The 15,009-nt window shown below is 65.2% G+C and carries 16 protein-coding genes; 11 read left to right on the top strand and 5 right to left on the bottom strand.

What is annotated here, in order from left to right; translation table 11 throughout:
• The coding region (locus ACK5JE_RS13200; protein ID WP_416801583.1) for a transposase at positions 1–147 on the bottom strand (147 nt) is incomplete at its 3' end.
• 262 nt (positions 148–409) lie between these two features.
• Here ACK5JE_RS13200 and ACK5JE_RS13195 point away from each other — a divergent pair.
• Positions 410–1,384 (top strand): ABC transporter permease, encoded by a 975-nt coding sequence (locus ACK5JE_RS13195; protein WP_416802154.1) that lies wholly within the window; start codon positions 410–412, stop codon positions 1,382–1,384.
• Between the two features lie 63 nt (positions 1,385–1,447).
• Entirely contained in the window at positions 1,448–2,737 is a 1,290-nt protein-coding gene (gabT, locus tag ACK5JE_RS13190) for a 4-aminobutyrate--2-oxoglutarate transaminase (RefSeq protein WP_416802156.1), read from the top strand.
• 13 nt (positions 2,738–2,750) lie between these two features.
• Here the strand turns inward: gabT and ACK5JE_RS13185 are convergent, their stop codons facing one another.
• Positions 2,751–3,464: an N-acetylmuramoyl-L-alanine amidase family protein gene (locus ACK5JE_RS13185; protein ID WP_416802153.1), complete on the bottom strand. Its 714-nt coding sequence runs from the start codon at positions 3,462–3,464 to the stop codon at positions 2,751–2,753.
• Between the two features lie 178 nt (positions 3,465–3,642).
• Between ACK5JE_RS13185 and ACK5JE_RS13180 the strand changes: the two genes are divergently transcribed.
• From ACK5JE_RS13180 to ACK5JE_RS13145, 8 genes are all read left to right on the top strand, one after another.
• On the top strand, positions 3,643–4,146 hold the full coding sequence (locus ACK5JE_RS13180; RefSeq protein ID WP_416802152.1) for an SRPBCC family protein: 504 nt from the start codon (positions 3,643–3,645) through the stop codon (positions 4,144–4,146).
• Between the two features lie 161 nt (positions 4,147–4,307).
• Positions 4,308–4,871, top strand: coding sequence for an alkyl hydroperoxide reductase subunit C (gene ahpC, locus ACK5JE_RS13175; RefSeq protein ID WP_416802151.1), 564 nt, complete (start codon positions 4,308–4,310; stop codon positions 4,869–4,871).
• 187 nt (positions 4,872–5,058) lie between these two features.
• A complete protein-coding gene (gene ahpF / locus ACK5JE_RS13170; RefSeq protein ID WP_416802150.1) occupies positions 5,059–6,618 on the top strand; it encodes an alkyl hydroperoxide reductase subunit F in 1,560 nt (519 codons plus the stop codon).
• A 33-nt stretch (positions 6,619–6,651) separates the two neighbouring features.
• The gene (gene leuE / locus ACK5JE_RS13165) at positions 6,652–7,287 is read left to right on the top strand and encodes a leucine efflux protein LeuE (protein WP_416802149.1); all 636 of its coding nucleotides are present in this window, start codon (positions 6,652–6,654) and stop codon (positions 7,285–7,287) included.
• Positions 7,288–7,530: 243 nt separating this feature from the next.
• Positions 7,531–9,084, top strand: coding sequence for an ABC transporter ATP-binding protein (locus ACK5JE_RS13160; RefSeq protein ID WP_416802148.1), 1,554 nt, complete (start codon positions 7,531–7,533; stop codon positions 9,082–9,084).
• Entirely contained in the window at positions 9,077–10,141 is a 1,065-nt protein-coding gene (locus ACK5JE_RS13155) for an ABC transporter permease (protein WP_416802147.1), read from the top strand. Before ACK5JE_RS13160 ends, ACK5JE_RS13155 begins: the two co-directional genes overlap by 8 nt.
• A 4-nt stretch (positions 10,142–10,145) precedes the next feature.
• A complete protein-coding gene (locus tag ACK5JE_RS13150; protein ID WP_416802146.1) occupies positions 10,146–11,063 on the top strand; it encodes an ABC transporter permease in 918 nt (305 codons plus the stop codon).
• A 27-nt stretch (positions 11,064–11,090) separates the two neighbouring features.
• Positions 11,091–12,176 carry a BMP family ABC transporter substrate-binding protein gene (locus ACK5JE_RS13145; RefSeq protein WP_416802145.1) on the top strand — a complete coding sequence of 362 codons (1,086 nt, stop codon included), beginning with the start codon at positions 11,091–11,093 and terminating at the stop codon, positions 12,174–12,176.
• Positions 12,177–12,209: 33 nt separating this feature from the next.
• Here ACK5JE_RS13145 and ACK5JE_RS13140 read toward each other — a convergent pair whose 3' ends face one another.
• Positions 12,210–12,683 carry a PaaI family thioesterase gene (locus ACK5JE_RS13140; protein ID WP_416802144.1) on the bottom strand — a complete coding sequence of 158 codons (474 nt, stop codon included), beginning with the start codon at positions 12,681–12,683 and terminating at the stop codon, positions 12,210–12,212.
• Positions 12,684–12,827: 144 nt separating this feature from the next.
• Here ACK5JE_RS13140 and ACK5JE_RS13135 point away from each other — a divergent pair, with 144 nt between their 5' ends.
• On the top strand, positions 12,828–13,346 hold the full coding sequence (locus ACK5JE_RS13135) for a copper chaperone PCu(A)C (protein WP_416802143.1): 519 nt from the start codon (positions 12,828–12,830) through the stop codon (positions 13,344–13,346).
• A gap of 118 nt (positions 13,347–13,464) precedes the next feature.
• On the opposite strand, the gene ACK5JE_RS13130 is transcribed toward ACK5JE_RS13135, so the two are convergent.
• Together ACK5JE_RS13130 and ybgF are read right to left on the bottom strand one after the other, a co-directional pair.
• On the bottom strand, positions 13,465–14,280 hold the full coding sequence (locus ACK5JE_RS13130) for an alpha/beta fold hydrolase (protein ID WP_416802142.1): 816 nt from the start codon (positions 14,278–14,280) through the stop codon (positions 13,465–13,467).
• A complete protein-coding gene (gene ybgF, locus ACK5JE_RS13125) occupies positions 14,280–14,948 on the bottom strand; it encodes a tol-pal system protein YbgF (protein ID WP_416802141.1) in 669 nt (222 codons plus the stop codon). The genes ACK5JE_RS13130 and ybgF overlap by 1 nt, the downstream gene beginning before the upstream one ends.
• Positions 14,949–15,009: the final 61 nt, after the last annotated feature.

Here is a 15,009-nt window from a genome sequence, read left to right as displayed (position 1 = left end):
TTGGCGCGACAGACCGGTGCGTGCGTCAATTTGACGCAGCAGCATCAGCCCGCCATCCGAACTCAGGTCGCCGCCCTGGAAATTGGCTTGCAAATGACGCCGCCCAAGGCGCCCAAAATCCAGTTGTTCGGTGGTACGATTTGGCATAGGCGTTCCTTTTGGTTGTTTGGCGTCAGATACCAATAACCATAGGCCTTCGGGCGGGGATCGCCTATTCCTTTTTACCCTCGTCGCGAAATTTCCGGGCTAGCGCCGCATCACTGTACCGAAACTGTACCTGACCACTTTCTCAAGAAATCCCCTGGTACGGGGTTTGTGCTGCGAACACTTCCAAGATGTTGATTTCTCAGAAGTTTTTGAATGGTGCCCGAGGCCGGAATCGAACCGGCACGCCTTGCGGCGGGGGATTTTGAGTCACCTGTTCGTTCGCCTGGGCGTCCTGCCCTTCATGCTGGTGATCGCCTGTATCGTGTTCAGTCTTCTGTCGGATCATTTCCTGACCTCGCAGAACCTGATCAACCTGTTGCGGCAGTCCGTCTACCTCATCCTGGTCTCACTGGGACAGATGCTGGCGCTGGTGACGGGCGGATTCGATCTGTCCGTGGGCACCATCATGGCGATTGCGTCGGTGGTCTCGGCGCTGGTGATGCAGAGCCTGGGCATGAGCTTCCCGGATGCCGTCTGGTTCATCATCGTTGCGGGTCTCGCCTGCGGGATCCTGGCAGGGCTGGCGGTGGGGCTGCTCAACGGCATCGGCGTGGCTGTCTTCGGGGTGTCGCCGTTCATCGTGACCCTGGGGATACAGTCGATCGGTTTCGGCGCCGCCCTGTACCTGACGGGCGGGGTGCCGGTTTCTGGCCTGCCCGTCGAATTCAGCGATCTGTTCGGATTTGGCTCGTTGTTCGGCGTTCCCGTGCCGATTCTGGTGACGATCGTCTGCGTCGTGGGCATGCTGGTGTTGATGAATCATCTGCCGATCGGAACGCATCTGCTTGCCGTCGGCGGCAATGCCAAAGCGGCGGCCCTGTCCGGTATCGATACCCGGCGCACGCTGCTGTTCGCCTACCTGCTGTGCGCGGGGCTGGCGGCCATCAGCGGCCTGTTGCTGACCGCCCGCGTGGAAACCGGTGAGGCCAATCTGGGCAGCACGGTCGCGCTGGAGTCGATTGCTGCGTGCGTGATCGCGGGGGTCAGCCTGCGTGGCGGGATCGGGCGCGTACCCAACGTGGTGATGGGCGCCATATTCATCGGATTGGTGCAGAACGGCATGAATCTGTCCAATGTCGGCTCTTACTTGCAGATGGTCGTCCTGGGCGTGCTGCTCATCGTGGCGGTCGTCGCCGACCAGATGCGTCACCGGATGGTATTGCCCGGCCGTCAGTGAGTTCAGGCCGTCCCGCGATCTTCAACATTCTCAGGAAATTTCATGTCAATGGATACCAAGACCATGAGCCATCTTTCGACAGCCGCATCCAGCAGCGCCGATATCAATGCCCGCCGGATTGCGGCGATGCCACGTGGGGTGGGTGTCGGATTTCCTCTGATATACGCCGAGCGGGCCCGGAACGCCGAACTGTGGGATGTGGACGGACGCCGCTACATCGATTTCGGCTCGGGCATTGCCGTGTTGAATACCGGCCATTCCCATCCGCGCATCGTCGACGCGATGCGGGCGCAGATGGATCGGTTCGTGCATACGGCCTACCAGGTGGTGCCTTATGAAAGCGCAGTGTACCTGGCCGAGCGGCTGAACCAGCTGGCCCCGGGCGGGCATGCCAAGAAAACCGTGTTCTTCACGACCGGCGCCGAGGCGGTCGAGAACGCCGTCAAGATCGCCCGCGCGGCCACGGGTCGGCCTGGCGTCATCTCGCTGACGGGCGCCTTCCATGGACGCACGTTCATGGGGATGGCGCTGACCGGCAAGGTCGCGCCTTACAAGATCGGTTTCGGCCCCTTCCCGGGCAATACCTTTCACGTGCCAGCGCCCATCGAGCTGCATGGCGTGACGGTCGATGATTCGCTGCGTGCCTTGTCGCACCTGTTCAAATCCGACATTGCGCCCGAGCAGGTGGCCGCCATCATTCTCGAGCCCGTGCAGGGCGAAGGCGGTTTTTATGTCATGCCCGATGCGTTCATGCGCGCCTTGCGCGAGATTTGCGACCGTCATGGCATCTTGCTGATCGCCGACGAGATTCAGACCGGCTTTGGCCGCACGGGCAAGATGTTCGCCATGGAGCACTACGACGTGCTGCCCGACCTGATGACCATGGCCAAGAGCCTGGCCGGCGGCGCGCCGCTGTCGGCGGTGTGCGGTCGCGCCGAGATCATGGATGCGCCGGCTGCGGGCGGATTGGGTGGGACCTATGCGGCCAATGCGCTGTCCGTCGCGTCGGCGCATGCCGTGCTCGATGTGCTCGAGGACGAGCAACTGTGCGAGCGCGCCCAGGTGCTGGGCGGCCGGCTCGAGGCCCGGCTCGAGTCGCTGCGCGCTACGGTGCCGCAGATCTCGGATGTGCGGGGACTGGGCGCGATGGTGGCGGTCGAGTTCTCAAAGACCGACGGGACGCCCGATCCTGAATTCACGAAGCAGGTCCAGGAGCGCGCGCGCGATGCGGGTCTGCTGCTGCTGACGTGCGGCGTCCATGCGAATGTGGTCCGTTTCTTGTTCCCGCTGACGATCCAGGACGAGGTGCTCGAAGAAGGCCTGGACATTCTGGCTGGCGCGCTGAAGGCCTGAGGCGGATGGGGCTTTACCCGAGGCAGTCGCGCACGCCCCGGGCAATCGCCCGGGCCAGACGCGCCACCGTCTCGGGTTTTCCAAGACGGGTTTCTTCTTGCGGATTGATGATGACGCCCGCTTCGATCAGGACGGCGGGCATGGGGGCCGCCCGCAGCACCGCCAGCCCGTCATAGCGGTGGATGCCCAGCGGCCGGTCGACGAACGGGCGGTTTTCGCCTTCGATGGGCTCTGTGTGGTATCCGGAGGGGGTTTCGCCCGCCGCCCGCAGCCGCGCGCCGATGCGCCGGGCGCAATTCAGGCTGCCCGCGTAGTCGGGATTGCGGGTGGAGACGAAAATCGAATAGCCCGCGAATTCGGCCTGGCGGCCTGCCGCGAGGTACTGTGCCTGCACCGAGTCGTGGTGAATCGACACAAGCAGGTCGGCGGCAGGGGCGCCCGCCGGGCGCAGAGCCGGGGGGATGTCCGCATCGAGGCCTTCGACCCGGGTGACCCGCTCGCCCAGCGCGGCGAGGGCGCGCGCGAGAGCGGCGGCCAGATCCCGGTTGTAGCGATATTCGGCACGGCCGCTGGCGCCCGTGGCCCCGGTGCGCTGCGGCCCATGACCCGCATCCACCAGGACATGCGCGGCCTGCGCGGTCCCGGTGCCGCACAGGACCAGCAGGACCGTGCGCAGAAAGCGCGCCGGGCAGGCAAGGCGGATGCGCAAGTGGTGTGCCGGTGGCAAGGGGACGATCCTCTGACGGAGGTGTGGGCATGCTGGAGTCCAGCCCGTCGCCTGGATGATAATATGATTTTCGGATCGGTGGCGGGCGGCCTGGCCGGTGCGCGGACGCCTTGCGCGACGCCGCTCAGGCCCGATGCGATCTTCTGGATGCGTGTGAATAGACCCTGGTGAGGTTCAGATGAGCGATGAGGACGATTTTCTCCCCGGCACGATTGAGCGACGGGATCACGGGTTCGAGGGCCGGCTGACGCGGCGCTATGACCAGGCGCCGGCCGCCGTCTGGGCCATGCTCACGGAGCCCCGGCATCTGGCGAAATGGCTGGCGCCCGGCACGATCGAGTTACGACGGGGCGGAGCCGTGCGTATCGATTTTGCCGACAGCGGCATCGTGATCGACAGCACGGTCACAGCGCTGGAGCCGCAACGGACGCTGGAATATTCCTGGGGCAGCAGTGCGCAGCCCGAACGCCCCATCCGCTGGGAACTGGCCGCAGAGGCGGGCGGCACGCGGCTGACGCTGACGGTGCGGCTGCCTGGCGATGAGGACATGGCCAAAGCCTGCGCGGGATTCGAGGGCCACCTGACCATGCTGGCAGCCGCGCTGGAAGACGTGCCGGTCCGCTTTCCGCTGGATCTGTACCTGCGGGCGCGCAAGCACTACCAGACCTTGCTCGATGCCTGATGGCCGAGGACTGCGGCGAGGATTGCATATGACCAGTCAATAGTCAATGACAATCGACTCTATTTAAACAATCAATTTTACTTATTATCAGGGGTTGCCTAAACTTGTCTCTGTTGCCCTCGTGGCCGTTTCACTGAACCTCAGAACAAGGAGCTTTTTTCATGTCCCTGATCAACACCACCATCAAGCCCTTCAAGGCCACCGCCTACCACAATGGCAAGTTCGTCGACGTCAGCGACCAGTCCGTCGCCGGCAAGTGGTCTGTCTTCGTGTTCTACCCGGCCGATTTCACGTTCGTGTGCCCGACCGAGCTCGAAGACCTGGCCGATCATTACGCCGAATTCCAGAAGCTGGGCGTGGAAGTCTATTCCGTGTCCACCGACACCCACTTCGCCCACAAGGCCTGGCACGATACGTCCGACGCCATCAAGAAGGTCAACTATCCGATGATCGGCGATCCCACCCACGTGCTGGCGCGCAACTTCGACGTGCTGATCGAAGAAGAAGGTGTGGCCCTGCGCGGCACTTTCGTGGTGAACCCGGCCGGCGAAATCAAGGTCCTGGAAATCCATGACAACGGTATCGGCCGCGATGCGTCCGAACTGCTGCGCAAGGTCCGCGCTGCCCTGTACATCGCCAGCCACCCGGGCGAAGTCTGCCCCGCCAAGTGGGAAGAAGGCGCCAAGACGCTGACTCCCTCGCTGGACCTGGTCGGCAAGATCTAACTCGGTCGGCCTTCTCCCGACGCCCCGGATGCGCCAGGCGGCGCATTCCAGCCCGGAACGGCCGTGCCGCGCCCGGCGGGTCCGGGCGGGCAGGTCGGGACGAGCTGTCTCCCCCCTCGGAACGATTCAAGGGCCGCGCCGGTACGGCGCGCCCGGGGGGATCTGTATTTGAAAAAAGGTGAAAACCATGCTGGATGCAAACCTCAAAGGACAATTGGGCACTTATCTCGAACGGGTGACGTTGCCCGTCGAGCTGCGCGCGTCGCTGGACGACGGCGCCTCGTCGCAGGAACTGCGGGCCTTTCTGGAAGACATCGCCAGCCTGTCCGACAAGATCACTCTGACGGACGACGCCTCCGGGGCGCGCGTGCCGTCGTTTGCAATCGCCCGGGCCGGGACCGATATCGGCGTGCGCTTCGCCGGCATCCCCCTGGGCCACGAGTTCACCTCGCTGGTGCTGGCGCTGTTGCAGGTCGGCGGTCATCCGCCCAAGCTGGACGAGGCCGTGGCCGAGCAGATCCGCAATCTGCCGGGTGACTATACCTTCGAAACCTATTTCTCCCTGTCGTGCCAGAACTGCCCGGACGTGGTCCAGGCGCTGAATGCAATGTCGGTGCTGAACCCGCGTATCCGCCACGTGGCGATCGATGGCGCGCTGTTCCAGGATGAGGTCCAGCAACGTGAGATCCTGTCCGTGCCCGCCGTGTTCCTGAATGGCGAGCTGTTCCACCAGGGCCGCGCCGGGGTCGAAGAATTCCTGGCCAAGCTGGACGCGGGCGACGATGCCGCCAAGGTCGAGGCGCTGAATGCGCGCGAGGCGTTCGATGTGCTGGTGGTCGGTGGTGGTCCGGCGGGCGCTGCGGCGGCCGTCTATGCGGCGCGCAAGGGCATCCGCACGGGCGTGGTGGCCGAGCGTTTCGGTGGCCAGGTGCTCGACACCATGGCGATCGAAAACTACATCTCCGTGCTGGAGACCGAAGGGCCCAAGTTCGGCGCGGCGCTGGAGCAGCACGTCAAGGCCTACGATGTCGACATCATGAACCTGCAGCGGGCCAGCCGCCTGGTGCCGGGCAAATCCGTCCAGATCGAACTGGCCAACGGGGCAGTGCTCGAGGCCAAGACCGTCATCCTGTCGACGGGCGCGCGCTGGCGGCAGATCAATGTGCCCGGCGAGGACGAGTACCGCAACCGTGGCGTGGCCTACTGCCCGCATTGCGATGGCCCGCTGTTCAAGGGCAAGCGTGTGGCGGTGATCGGTGGCGGCAATTCGGGCGTCGAGGCGGCGATCGACCTGGCCGGGATCGTGGGCCATGTGACGCTGATCGAGTTCGACAGCGCTTTGCGGGCCGACGAGGTGCTGCAGCGCAAGCTGCGCAGTCTGGGCAACGTGACGATCATCACGTCGGCGCAGACCACCGGGATCCACGGCGATGGCAAGCGGGTGACTGGTCTGAGCTACAAGGACCGCGTCGGCGGCACGGCGCAGCGCGTCGAATTGGAGGGCGTGTTCATCCAGATCGGCCTGGTGCCCAATACCGAGTGGCTCAAGGGGACGGTCGAGCTGAGCAAGCATGGTGAGATCGTGGTCGATGCGCGAGGCCAGACCTCGGTGCCTGGGGTGTTTGCCGCAGGTGATGCGACGACGGTACCGTACAAGCAGATCATCATCGCCGCCGGCGAAGGCGCCAAGGCTTCACTGGCCGCCTTCGATCATTTGATTCGCAGTTCGGTCGAGACCGAGGGATAAAATACCTCGCTCATCCTGATCGAGGGGTTTTCCATGCTGATGCAATACGGCGTGCTGGACGTCTGGACCTATCTGGTCGGCGTCGTGTTCATCATCCTGCTGCCCGGGCCCAATTCCCTGTTCGTGCTGGCGATCGGGGCCGGGCGCGGGGTGCGCGCCGGCTACGAGGCGGCCTTCGGCGTGTTCGTGGGGGACTCCATCCTGATGGCGCTGACGGCCGCCGGCGCCGCCTCGGTCCTGCGGCTGTTGCCGATGGTGTTCATTGTCCTGAAAGCGGCCGGGGCCCTCTATCTGACGTATCTTGGCATCCGGCTGCTGTTGTCGGCCTGGCGGCCTGGTCCGGCCCGCACCCAGGCGGTGTCCGGCGATCAGGACAGTCCTTTTCGCAAGGCGCTGCTGCTCAGCCTGCTCAATCCTAAGGCCATCCTGTTTCTGCTGTCGTTCTTCGTGCAGTTCGTTGATCCGGCCTACCCGCATCCGGCGCTGCCTTTTCTGATCCTGGCGACTATCCTGCAGGCCTGCAGCGCTCTGTATCTGTCCGTGTTGATCTTCGGCGGCGCGCGCCTGGCGGCCGCGTTCCGCCGACGTCAGGGGCTGGCGCGGCTGGGCAGCGGTCTGGTGGGGTTGTTGTTCCTGGGATTTGCCGGACGCATGGCCTTTGAGGCCTGAGCTTTTCAGGATCGATGCGTCGGCATGACCGCCAGGGATCGCTGTATCACCGTGTCATAATATCCGACATTCATAGAGAGTGATGTTCCGGTGTCTTCGACCGCCGCCCCTCTGGCGTGATGGTCGCGGAGCGTGCGTTTTCCGTCTGGATAGGGGTTTATCCCCTTTGGGCGGAGCGCCGCATCCTGAGTAGAATTTTTTGCATCCCGGGTGTTTCACGAACGATTCCAACAGGATGCCTGCATGCCCCCGCGACTGGCTTTAAGAAACATCAGCAAATCCTACCCGGCAGTCCGGGCCAATGATGCAATCGACCTGACCGTCGAACCTGGCGAGATTCACGCCATCCTGGGTGAAAACGGCGCGGGAAAGTCCACGCTGATGAAAATCATCTACGGCGTGGTGCGCCCCGACCAGGGCACGGTCCAGTGGGACGGCCAGGACGTCCGGATCACCAATCCCGCGGCTGCGCGGGCGCTGGGCCTGGGCATGGTGTTCCAGCATTTCTCCCTTTTCGACACGCTGACGGTGGCGGAGAACATCGCGCTGGGGCTGCCGCCGGGCACGGACATGCAGGCCCTCGAAACGCAGATCACCGCCACGGCGACGCAATATGGTCTGGATGTCGAGCCGCGCCGTCATGTGCATACCCTGTCGGTGGGCGAGCGCCAGCGCGTGGAGATCGTGCGCGCGTTGCTGGGCAAGCCGCGTCTGCTGATTCTGGACGAACCCACCTCGGTGCTCACGCCGCAAGCCGTGCTGCGGCTGTTCGACGTCCTGCGCCAGTTGGCGGCCGAGGGGTGCAGCATCCTGTACATCAGCCACAAACTCGACGAGATCCGCACCCTGTGCCAGCGCTGCACGGTGATGCGTGCGGGCCGGGTGACGGGGATCTGCGATCCGCGCGAGGAGACCGAGGCCAGCCTGTCGCGGCTGATGATCGGTGCCGACCTGCCGGTGCACGAGCATCGCGCGCGGACGGCCGGACCGGTGCTGCTCCAGGTGCGGCATCTCGATCTGCCGCGCGCGCATCCCTTCGCCACCCCGTTGACGGGCATCGATCTGGACCTGCACGCGGGAGAAATCCTGGGGGTGGCGGGCGTGTCCGGCAATGGCCAGCAGGAATTGATGGGCGCGCTCTCGGGCGAGGACGTCCGCGCCGCCGCGGACAGCATTCTGTTCGATGGCCAGCCGGTCGGCCATCGCGACTCGGCCTGGCGACGGAGGCAGGGGATGGCGTTCGTGCCCGAGGAACGGCTGGGGCGCGGCGCCGTGCCGGAACTGTCGCTGGCGCGCAATCTGCTGCTCTCGCATCAGGGGCCCGACACGGTGCGGCGCGGCTGGGTCCGCACCGGGACCGTGCGCCGCATCACCGAGGGCATCATCGAGCGCTTTCGCGTCAAGGCGCCCGGTCCCCAGGCGCTGGCGGGGAGCCTGTCGGGGGGTAATCTGCAAAAATACATCGTCGGCCGCGAGGTGGTGCGTCAACCCCGACTGTTGATCATCGCCCAGCCGACCTGGGGCGTGGACGTGGGCGCGACGGCGCAGATCCGCGGCGAGCTCCTGGCGCTGCGCGATGCGGGGTGCTCCATCCTGCTGATTTCCGAGGAACTGGACGAGCTGTTCGAGTTGTCCGACCGCCTGGTCGTTCTGGCCAAGGGGCGACTGTCGCCCGCCCTGGCGCGCGCCGAGGCCTCGCGCGAGCAGATCGGGCAGTGGATGAGCGGCCTGTGGCCCGGTGCCGATGCGGCCACGGTCTCCGCCACCGATGTCGCTGCGGAGGTCGCGCATGCTTGAGCTCATTCCCCGCGCCGAGCCTTCGCGCCGGATGGTCTGGCTGTCGCCCCTGATGGCGGTCGCGTTGACGGCATTGTGCGGTGTGCTCATGTTCATGATCGTCGGCAAGCCGCCCCTCGAAGGGCTGGCTGTCTTTTTCATCGAGCCGCTGGTCAACCTGCGCGGTTGGGCCGAGATCGGCGTCAAGATGGCGCCGCTGCTGTTGTGCGCAGTCGGTCTGGCGCTGTGCTTTCGCGCCAATATTTTCAATATCGGGGCGGAGGGCCAGCTGGTCGTCGGGGCGATCGTGTCGGGCGCGTTCATCCTGAACTTCGATGACGGGTCGGGCCAGGGCGGCGGGCCGCTGATGATCACGCTGGCATTGCTGGCGGGCGCGTTGGGTGGCGCGGTGTGGGCGGGGCTGGTAGCCTGGCTGCGCGACCGGTTCCATGCCAACGAGATTCTGGTTTCGCTGATGCTGGTCTATGTGGCCGAACTGCTGCTCAGCTATCTGGTGCATGGCGTGATGCGCGATCCGGACGGCTTCGGATTTCCTCAGTCGCGGCTGTTCGACAATGGCTTTCTGCTCCCGGTCTGGCCGGGCACGCGCCTGCACCTGGGGTTCGGCCTGGCCGTGATGGCCGCCCTGGCAGCCTGGCTGCTGTTGTCGCGGCTGTTCGCCGGCTACCGCCTGACGGTGGGCGGACTGGCGCCGCTGGCCGCACGCTATGCCGGATTTTCCTCGCGTCGTGCGCTGTGGGGCTGCATGCTGGGTTCCGGCGCGCTGGCAGGTGTGGCCGGAGCCTGTGAGATCATGGGGCCGATCGGCCAGGTCACGCCCTCGGTCTCGCCGGGCTATGGCTTTGCCGCCATCATCGTTGCCTTTGTGGGCCGGCTGCATCCGATCGGTGTGATCTTCGCCAGCTTTGTCATGGCCCTGTTCTATATTGGTGGCGAGCTGTCCCAGACGCGTCTGGGCATGCCCGACGCCATCACCGGCATCTTCCAGGGCATCTTGCTGTTCTCGCTGCTGGCCTGCGATGTCCTGATCTTCCAACGCCTGCGCTGGAGGCGCTGACACCATGGATGTACTGGCTCCCCTGATCGCAGCCTCCATGAACGCTGGCACGCCGCTGATGCTGGCGGCGCTGGGTCTGCTGATCAACGAAAAATCCGGCGTCATCAATCTGGGCTCCGAAGGCATGATGCTGGTGGCGGCGGCCCTGGGCTTTGCCATGACCGTGCAGTCGGGCAGCACAGGCCTGGGGTTTCTCGTCGGGGCCGCGGCCGGCGCGCTGCTGGCTGGGGTGTTCGCCTGGCTGGTGGTCTGGCTGGGCGCCAATCAGGTCGCCTGCGGGCTGGCCCTGTCGCTGTTCGGTGTCGGCCTGTCCGCCTTTATCGGCATGCCCTACGTCGGCGCCACGATTCAAGCGTTTTCCTGGTCGGTACCGGGTCTGGCCGATCTGCCTTTTGTCGGCCCGGCCCTGTTCCGGCATCACCCGCTCGTCTATGGGGCGCTGGCGCTCGCCATCGGGTTGAGCTGGTTCCTGTACCGCACGCGCGCCGGGCTGATCCTGCGCGCCGTGGGCGAGTCCCCCGAGTCCGCGCATGCCCTGGGCTATCCGGTACGCCGGATCCGGCTGGCCGCGCTGTTGTTCGGCGGTGCCTGCTGCGGCCTGGCGGGCGCGTTCATGTCGCTGGTCTACACGCCATTGTGGGTCGAGAACATGGTGGCGGGGCGCGGCTGGATCGCGCTGGCGCTGACGCCGTTCGCCACCTGGCGTCCGTTGCGGGTCCTGATCGGCGCCTATCTGTTTGGCGGCATCACCATTCTGACCTTCCACATGCAGGCGCTGGGGGTGCCGATTGCCTCTCAATTGCTTTCCATGCTGCCCTACCTGGCCACCATCCTGGTGCTGGTTCTGATCTCGCGCAACGTGAACTGGATCCGCATCAACATGCCCGCGTCGCTGGGGCGCGGGTTCAACCCCAATCACTGACTGTTGTCGTCCACGGAGAACCTCCTCATGAAAACTCGTCTGATTCGTCAAACCCTGGCGGTCGCTACTGCGGCGGCATGCCTCTGGGCCGCCGGCCCCGCCGCCGCCCAGGAACCTCTGAAGATCGGTTTCGTCTACGTCAGCCCGGTGGGCGAGGCCGGATGGTCCTGGCAGCAGGATGTCGGCCGCAAATACATGGAGCAGCAGCTGGGCGACAAGATCAAGACCCAGTATGTCGAGAATGTGCCCGAGGGCGCGGATGCCGAGCGCGTCATCCGCGATCTGGCGCAACAGGGCAACAAGCTGATCTTCACCACGTCTTTCGGCTTCATGAACCCGACCATCAAGGTGGCCAGGCAGTTCCCCGATGTGAAGTTCGTGCACTCCACCGGCTACAAGACCGCGCCGAACGTGGCCACCACCAACGCCCGCTTCTATCAGGCGCGCTACGTTGCCGGCATTCTGGCCGGACGCAAGACCCAGACCGGTATCGTGGGCTATGTGGCCGCCTATCCGATCCCCGAGGTCCTGCAGGGTGTCAACGCCTTTACCCGCGGTCTGCGCAGCGTCAAGCCCGATGCGACGGTGCGAGTCATCATGGTCAACAGTTGGTTCGATCCCGGCAAGGAGCGTGACGCCGCGCTGGCGCTGCTGGATCAGGGCGCCGATATCGTCACTCACCACACCGATTCGACGGCGACCGTGCAGGCGGCCGAGGAACGCGGCAAGTGGGCCATCGCCTATCACTCCGACATGCTCAAATTCGGCCCGCACGCCCAGCTGGGCGCGGTCACCCACCATTGGGGCAAATATTTCACCCGCGAAGCCCGGGCCATGCTGGACGGCACCTGGAAATCCGATCAGGTCTGGGGTGGGTTCAAAGAGGGCATGGTCGCGCTCGAAGGCTTTGGTCCGGCTGTGGATGATGCGCTGAAGACCGAACTGAAGGCCAAGGAGGACGCGATTGCCGATGGCTCCTTGAATGTGTTCGCCGCGCCGATCAAGACCAACGAAGGCAAAGTGGTGCTCACCCAGGGCGCGCTGGATGACAAGGGGCTGAACGCCATGGACTATTACGTCGAAGGCGTGGTTGGCAAGCTGAACAAGAACTGACGCGGTTGCCGGAGTCAGCGCGGCGCGCCGTCCTCAGGCTTTTTTGCGGGGCACCGACCAGGTGCTGACGACCTGGGCCACCGGGTCTCCGCCGCTTTCAGGCAGCAGCAGGACTTCACCGGCCGTCATGCGGCCGGTCTTCAATATCCGCGCCTGAGCCACGATTCCGTCGGCCGGCGCGCCGCGCAGGAAATTGATCGTCAGGCTGGCAGTGACGGCCTCGGCGACTCCGGTGGCGCCGACCACGGCCGCGTACAGCGCCAGATCGGCCAGCCCCATCAGCATCGGGCCGGCGACGATGCCGCCCAGCCGCTGATTGGTCGGGTTGGGCGGCAGGCGCAGGGTGGCCCGTCCGTGCTGAATGTCCAGGATCTCGATACCCAGCCCGGCGGCAAAAGGATGCAGCCGGTCCAGCAGCTCACGGAATTCCTCGAGGCTGATGTGCGCCTTGGAGGTCGAGGTGTCTGGGATTCCGGGTTCAGGAGTGTTTTCGAGTGGCTTGAGCATGGCGCAACGTGGGGTCGAAAAGCCCATAGTACACTGGCCCGGCCGGACCGGTTTGAGGCGATCCGGCCGTGTCGGCCCATGTGGCGGCCGGTTCTGCCGCAGGGCTGCGCAGGCGGTCCGCGGGTCATATCATCAGGTAGTGAAATGAAGAAACTTTTGACGCGTACATTGGGCATTTCGGCTGGTCTGCTGCTGGCAACTTCGGCCTGGGGGCAAGGGCGCAGCATGCCGGCTTCGCCGGCCAGGACATCCGCCACGGTGACCGCGTCCGACTGCTGGATCCGGTTGTTGCCGTCTCCGGCCCCATCCGGCGGGTTCCTCGTGGCGCACAATGCGGGATCGGCCGATGTCGTGCTGACGGGCGCGAGTTCGCCCGACTACGGGATGGTGATGCTGCACGAAACCACCGAATCCGGCGGAATGAGCAAGATGGCCATGGTGCATCGGGTTGCCATTGCGGCCGGCAAGGACCTGGTGTTCAAGCCGGGCAGCTACCACCTGATGCTCGAAAAGCCTCGCGAAGGCCTGAAGATCGGCGACGCCGTGCGGCTGGATTTCGCGCTGGCCAATGGCGAGGGCTTTACCGCAACCTGCGAAATCAAGTCGCCCAAAGCCTTGCCGCCCAAGAGCGGGCAGGGCATGTCCGGACACATGAAACACTGATCGACCGCACCGCACCGCACCGCGATGTCGTGCGGGGTGCTGCGGCTGGCGCAGGTCGCGACGGCCGGTGCGGGCAAGGGTCAAGGGCCAGTCTGCCCGCCTGCCTGCGACAGCGGGCTCAGGCGGTCGTGGCGAATTCCAGAATCGTGCGGTTGAAGGACCGGGGATTGGCCAGATTCATGCCGTGAGCGGCCAGGGCGATGCGCGTGCGCCGGGCCTGGGGCAGCAGCTGTTGCAACCGGTCCTGGCGGGTGCCGTACCGGGCCGGGCTCTGCGCGCCGCCGACCAGCAGCACCGGACAGGTCAGGGGGGCGGCATCCTGCGGATCGACCGGCAGGTTGGCTTCTTTGATTTGTGACAGCAGGGTGGCTGCGTTGTCCCGGACCATGTCCTTGAACCAGCCGACCATCTTGCGCCAGGTGTCGGGACCGTTCACGGTGTCGATGAACAGTTCGACGGCGCCTTCGGCGTCTCCGGCCTGCAGCCGTTGCACAGCGTCGGCGTAAAAGACCGGCGTTTCCGGCTCGTCCGTGAAACGGAATCCCGGATCGGCCAGCGTCAGCGACCGGCACAGTTCGGGCGCCTGGATCGCCAGGGCCAGAGCCACATGGGCTCCTCGTGAATGACCGACCACGTGCGCGCCGCCCCGTGTGTCCATCGCGCGCAGCAGCTGCGCCAGATCAGCGGCATGGCGGTCGATCGCGTAGTCTGCGCGGGGATGCGCCTGCGCGTCGGGCCAGCAGCCGCGCAGGCTGGGGGCGATGACTCGATGCATCTCGGAGAGCGCCGGGTACTGCCAGCGCCAGTATCGGTCATCGCAGAGCGAGCCGTGGATCAGCAGGATCGGCTCGCCGTCGCCGGCCTGGGTGTAGTGCAGGGTACCGTCGGGCAGCGGCAGGACGTGATGCGGCAGCTCGGTGTGTGGCGCCGGCATTACAGCAGTTTCAGGCGGCTTTTGGCCGTTTCGGCGGAGGCGCTGTTGGGATAGTCCTTGATGATGCGTTGCAAGCTGGCCTTGGCGCCCTTCATGTCATTGATCTCGATCTGGTCGGCGGCCATGACCAGCAAGGCATCCGGGGCGCGGGGATCGTTGGGGCGGTTTTTCACCAGCGATTGCATGGTCTGGATGGATCTCTTGAAATCCTTGGAGGCATACTGGCTGCTGCCCAGATAGAACAGGGCGTCGCCCGTCAGCTTGCTGTCCGGATAGGATTGGAGAAAGTCCGAAAAGCCGGACGCGGCCTCTTTGTAGCGGCCATTGCGATATTGATCGGCGGCGGACTCGTAGACCGCTTGTTCCTGAGGGTCGCCGGTCTGCGTGGTCTGGGGCGCGTTGCCGCCCGCCGAGGGCGCGCGCTGGCTCAGTTCCTCGACGCGGCCACGCAGCGTGGCGATTTCCTGGCGCAGCAGATCCATCTGGTCGGCCAGCTGCAACCGGGCCTGCTGGTTCTGGTCGTTCATTTGCTTGATCTGGGTGCGCAGGTCGAGGATGGCGCGGCGCGCCTCATCGTCGGAAAAGGCGTGCGCCGTTGGGGTGGCCAGCGCCAGCGCCAGCAGGAGGGAGGCGGAAAAGGCATGCAAGCGGTGGGTCGGTGCGGTCATGAGTCTCGGTCCAAATGAAAAAGGCCCCATGCTGCGCGGACTCCCTCCGCGCGCGGCCTCC

The organism is Castellaniella sp., from assembly GCF_047971665.1.
Classification (GTDB): domain Bacteria; phylum Pseudomonadota; class Gammaproteobacteria; order Burkholderiales; family Burkholderiaceae_B; genus Castellaniella.
This window is presented reverse-complemented; position numbering and strand designations above follow the sequence as displayed.

Excerpts from the sequence above, each read along its gene's own strand:
- ahpC (WP_416802151.1), top strand. The coding sequence starts at position 4,308 with ATGTCCCTGATCAACACCACCATCAAGCCCTTCAAGGCCACCGCCTAC.
- ahpF (WP_416802150.1), top strand. The coding sequence starts at position 5,059 with ATGCTGGATGCAAACCTCAAAGGACAATTGGGCACTTATCTCGAACGG.
- leuE (WP_416802149.1), top strand. The coding sequence starts at position 6,652 with ATGCTGATGCAATACGGCGTGCTGGACGTCTGGACCTATCTGGTCGGC.
- ACK5JE_RS13145 (WP_416802145.1), top strand. The coding sequence starts at position 11,091 with ATGAAAACTCGTCTGATTCGTCAAACCCTGGCGGTCGCTACTGCGGCG.
- ACK5JE_RS13130 (WP_416802142.1), bottom strand. The coding sequence starts at position 14,280 with ATGCCGGCGCCACACACCGAGCTGCCGCATCACGTCCTGCCGCTGCCC.
- ybgF (WP_416802141.1), bottom strand. The coding sequence starts at position 14,948 with ATGACCGCACCGACCCACCGCTTGCATGCCTTTTCCGCCTCCCTCCTG.
- ACK5JE_RS13135 (WP_416802143.1), top strand. The coding sequence starts at position 12,828 with ATGAAGAAACTTTTGACGCGTACATTGGGCATTTCGGCTGGTCTGCTG.
- ACK5JE_RS13160 (WP_416802148.1), top strand. The coding sequence starts at position 7,531 with ATGCCCCCGCGACTGGCTTTAAGAAACATCAGCAAATCCTACCCGGCA.
- ACK5JE_RS13140 (WP_416802144.1), bottom strand. The coding sequence starts at position 12,683 with ATGCTCAAGCCACTCGAAAACACTCCTGAACCCGGAATCCCAGACACC.
- ACK5JE_RS13180 (WP_416802152.1), top strand. The coding sequence starts at position 3,643 with ATGAGCGATGAGGACGATTTTCTCCCCGGCACGATTGAGCGACGGGAT.
- ACK5JE_RS13150 (WP_416802146.1), top strand. The coding sequence starts at position 10,146 with ATGGATGTACTGGCTCCCCTGATCGCAGCCTCCATGAACGCTGGCACG.
- ACK5JE_RS13155 (WP_416802147.1), top strand. The coding sequence starts at position 9,077 with ATGCTTGAGCTCATTCCCCGCGCCGAGCCTTCGCGCCGGATGGTCTGG.
- gabT (WP_416802156.1), top strand. The coding sequence starts at position 1,448 with ATGAGCCATCTTTCGACAGCCGCATCCAGCAGCGCCGATATCAATGCC.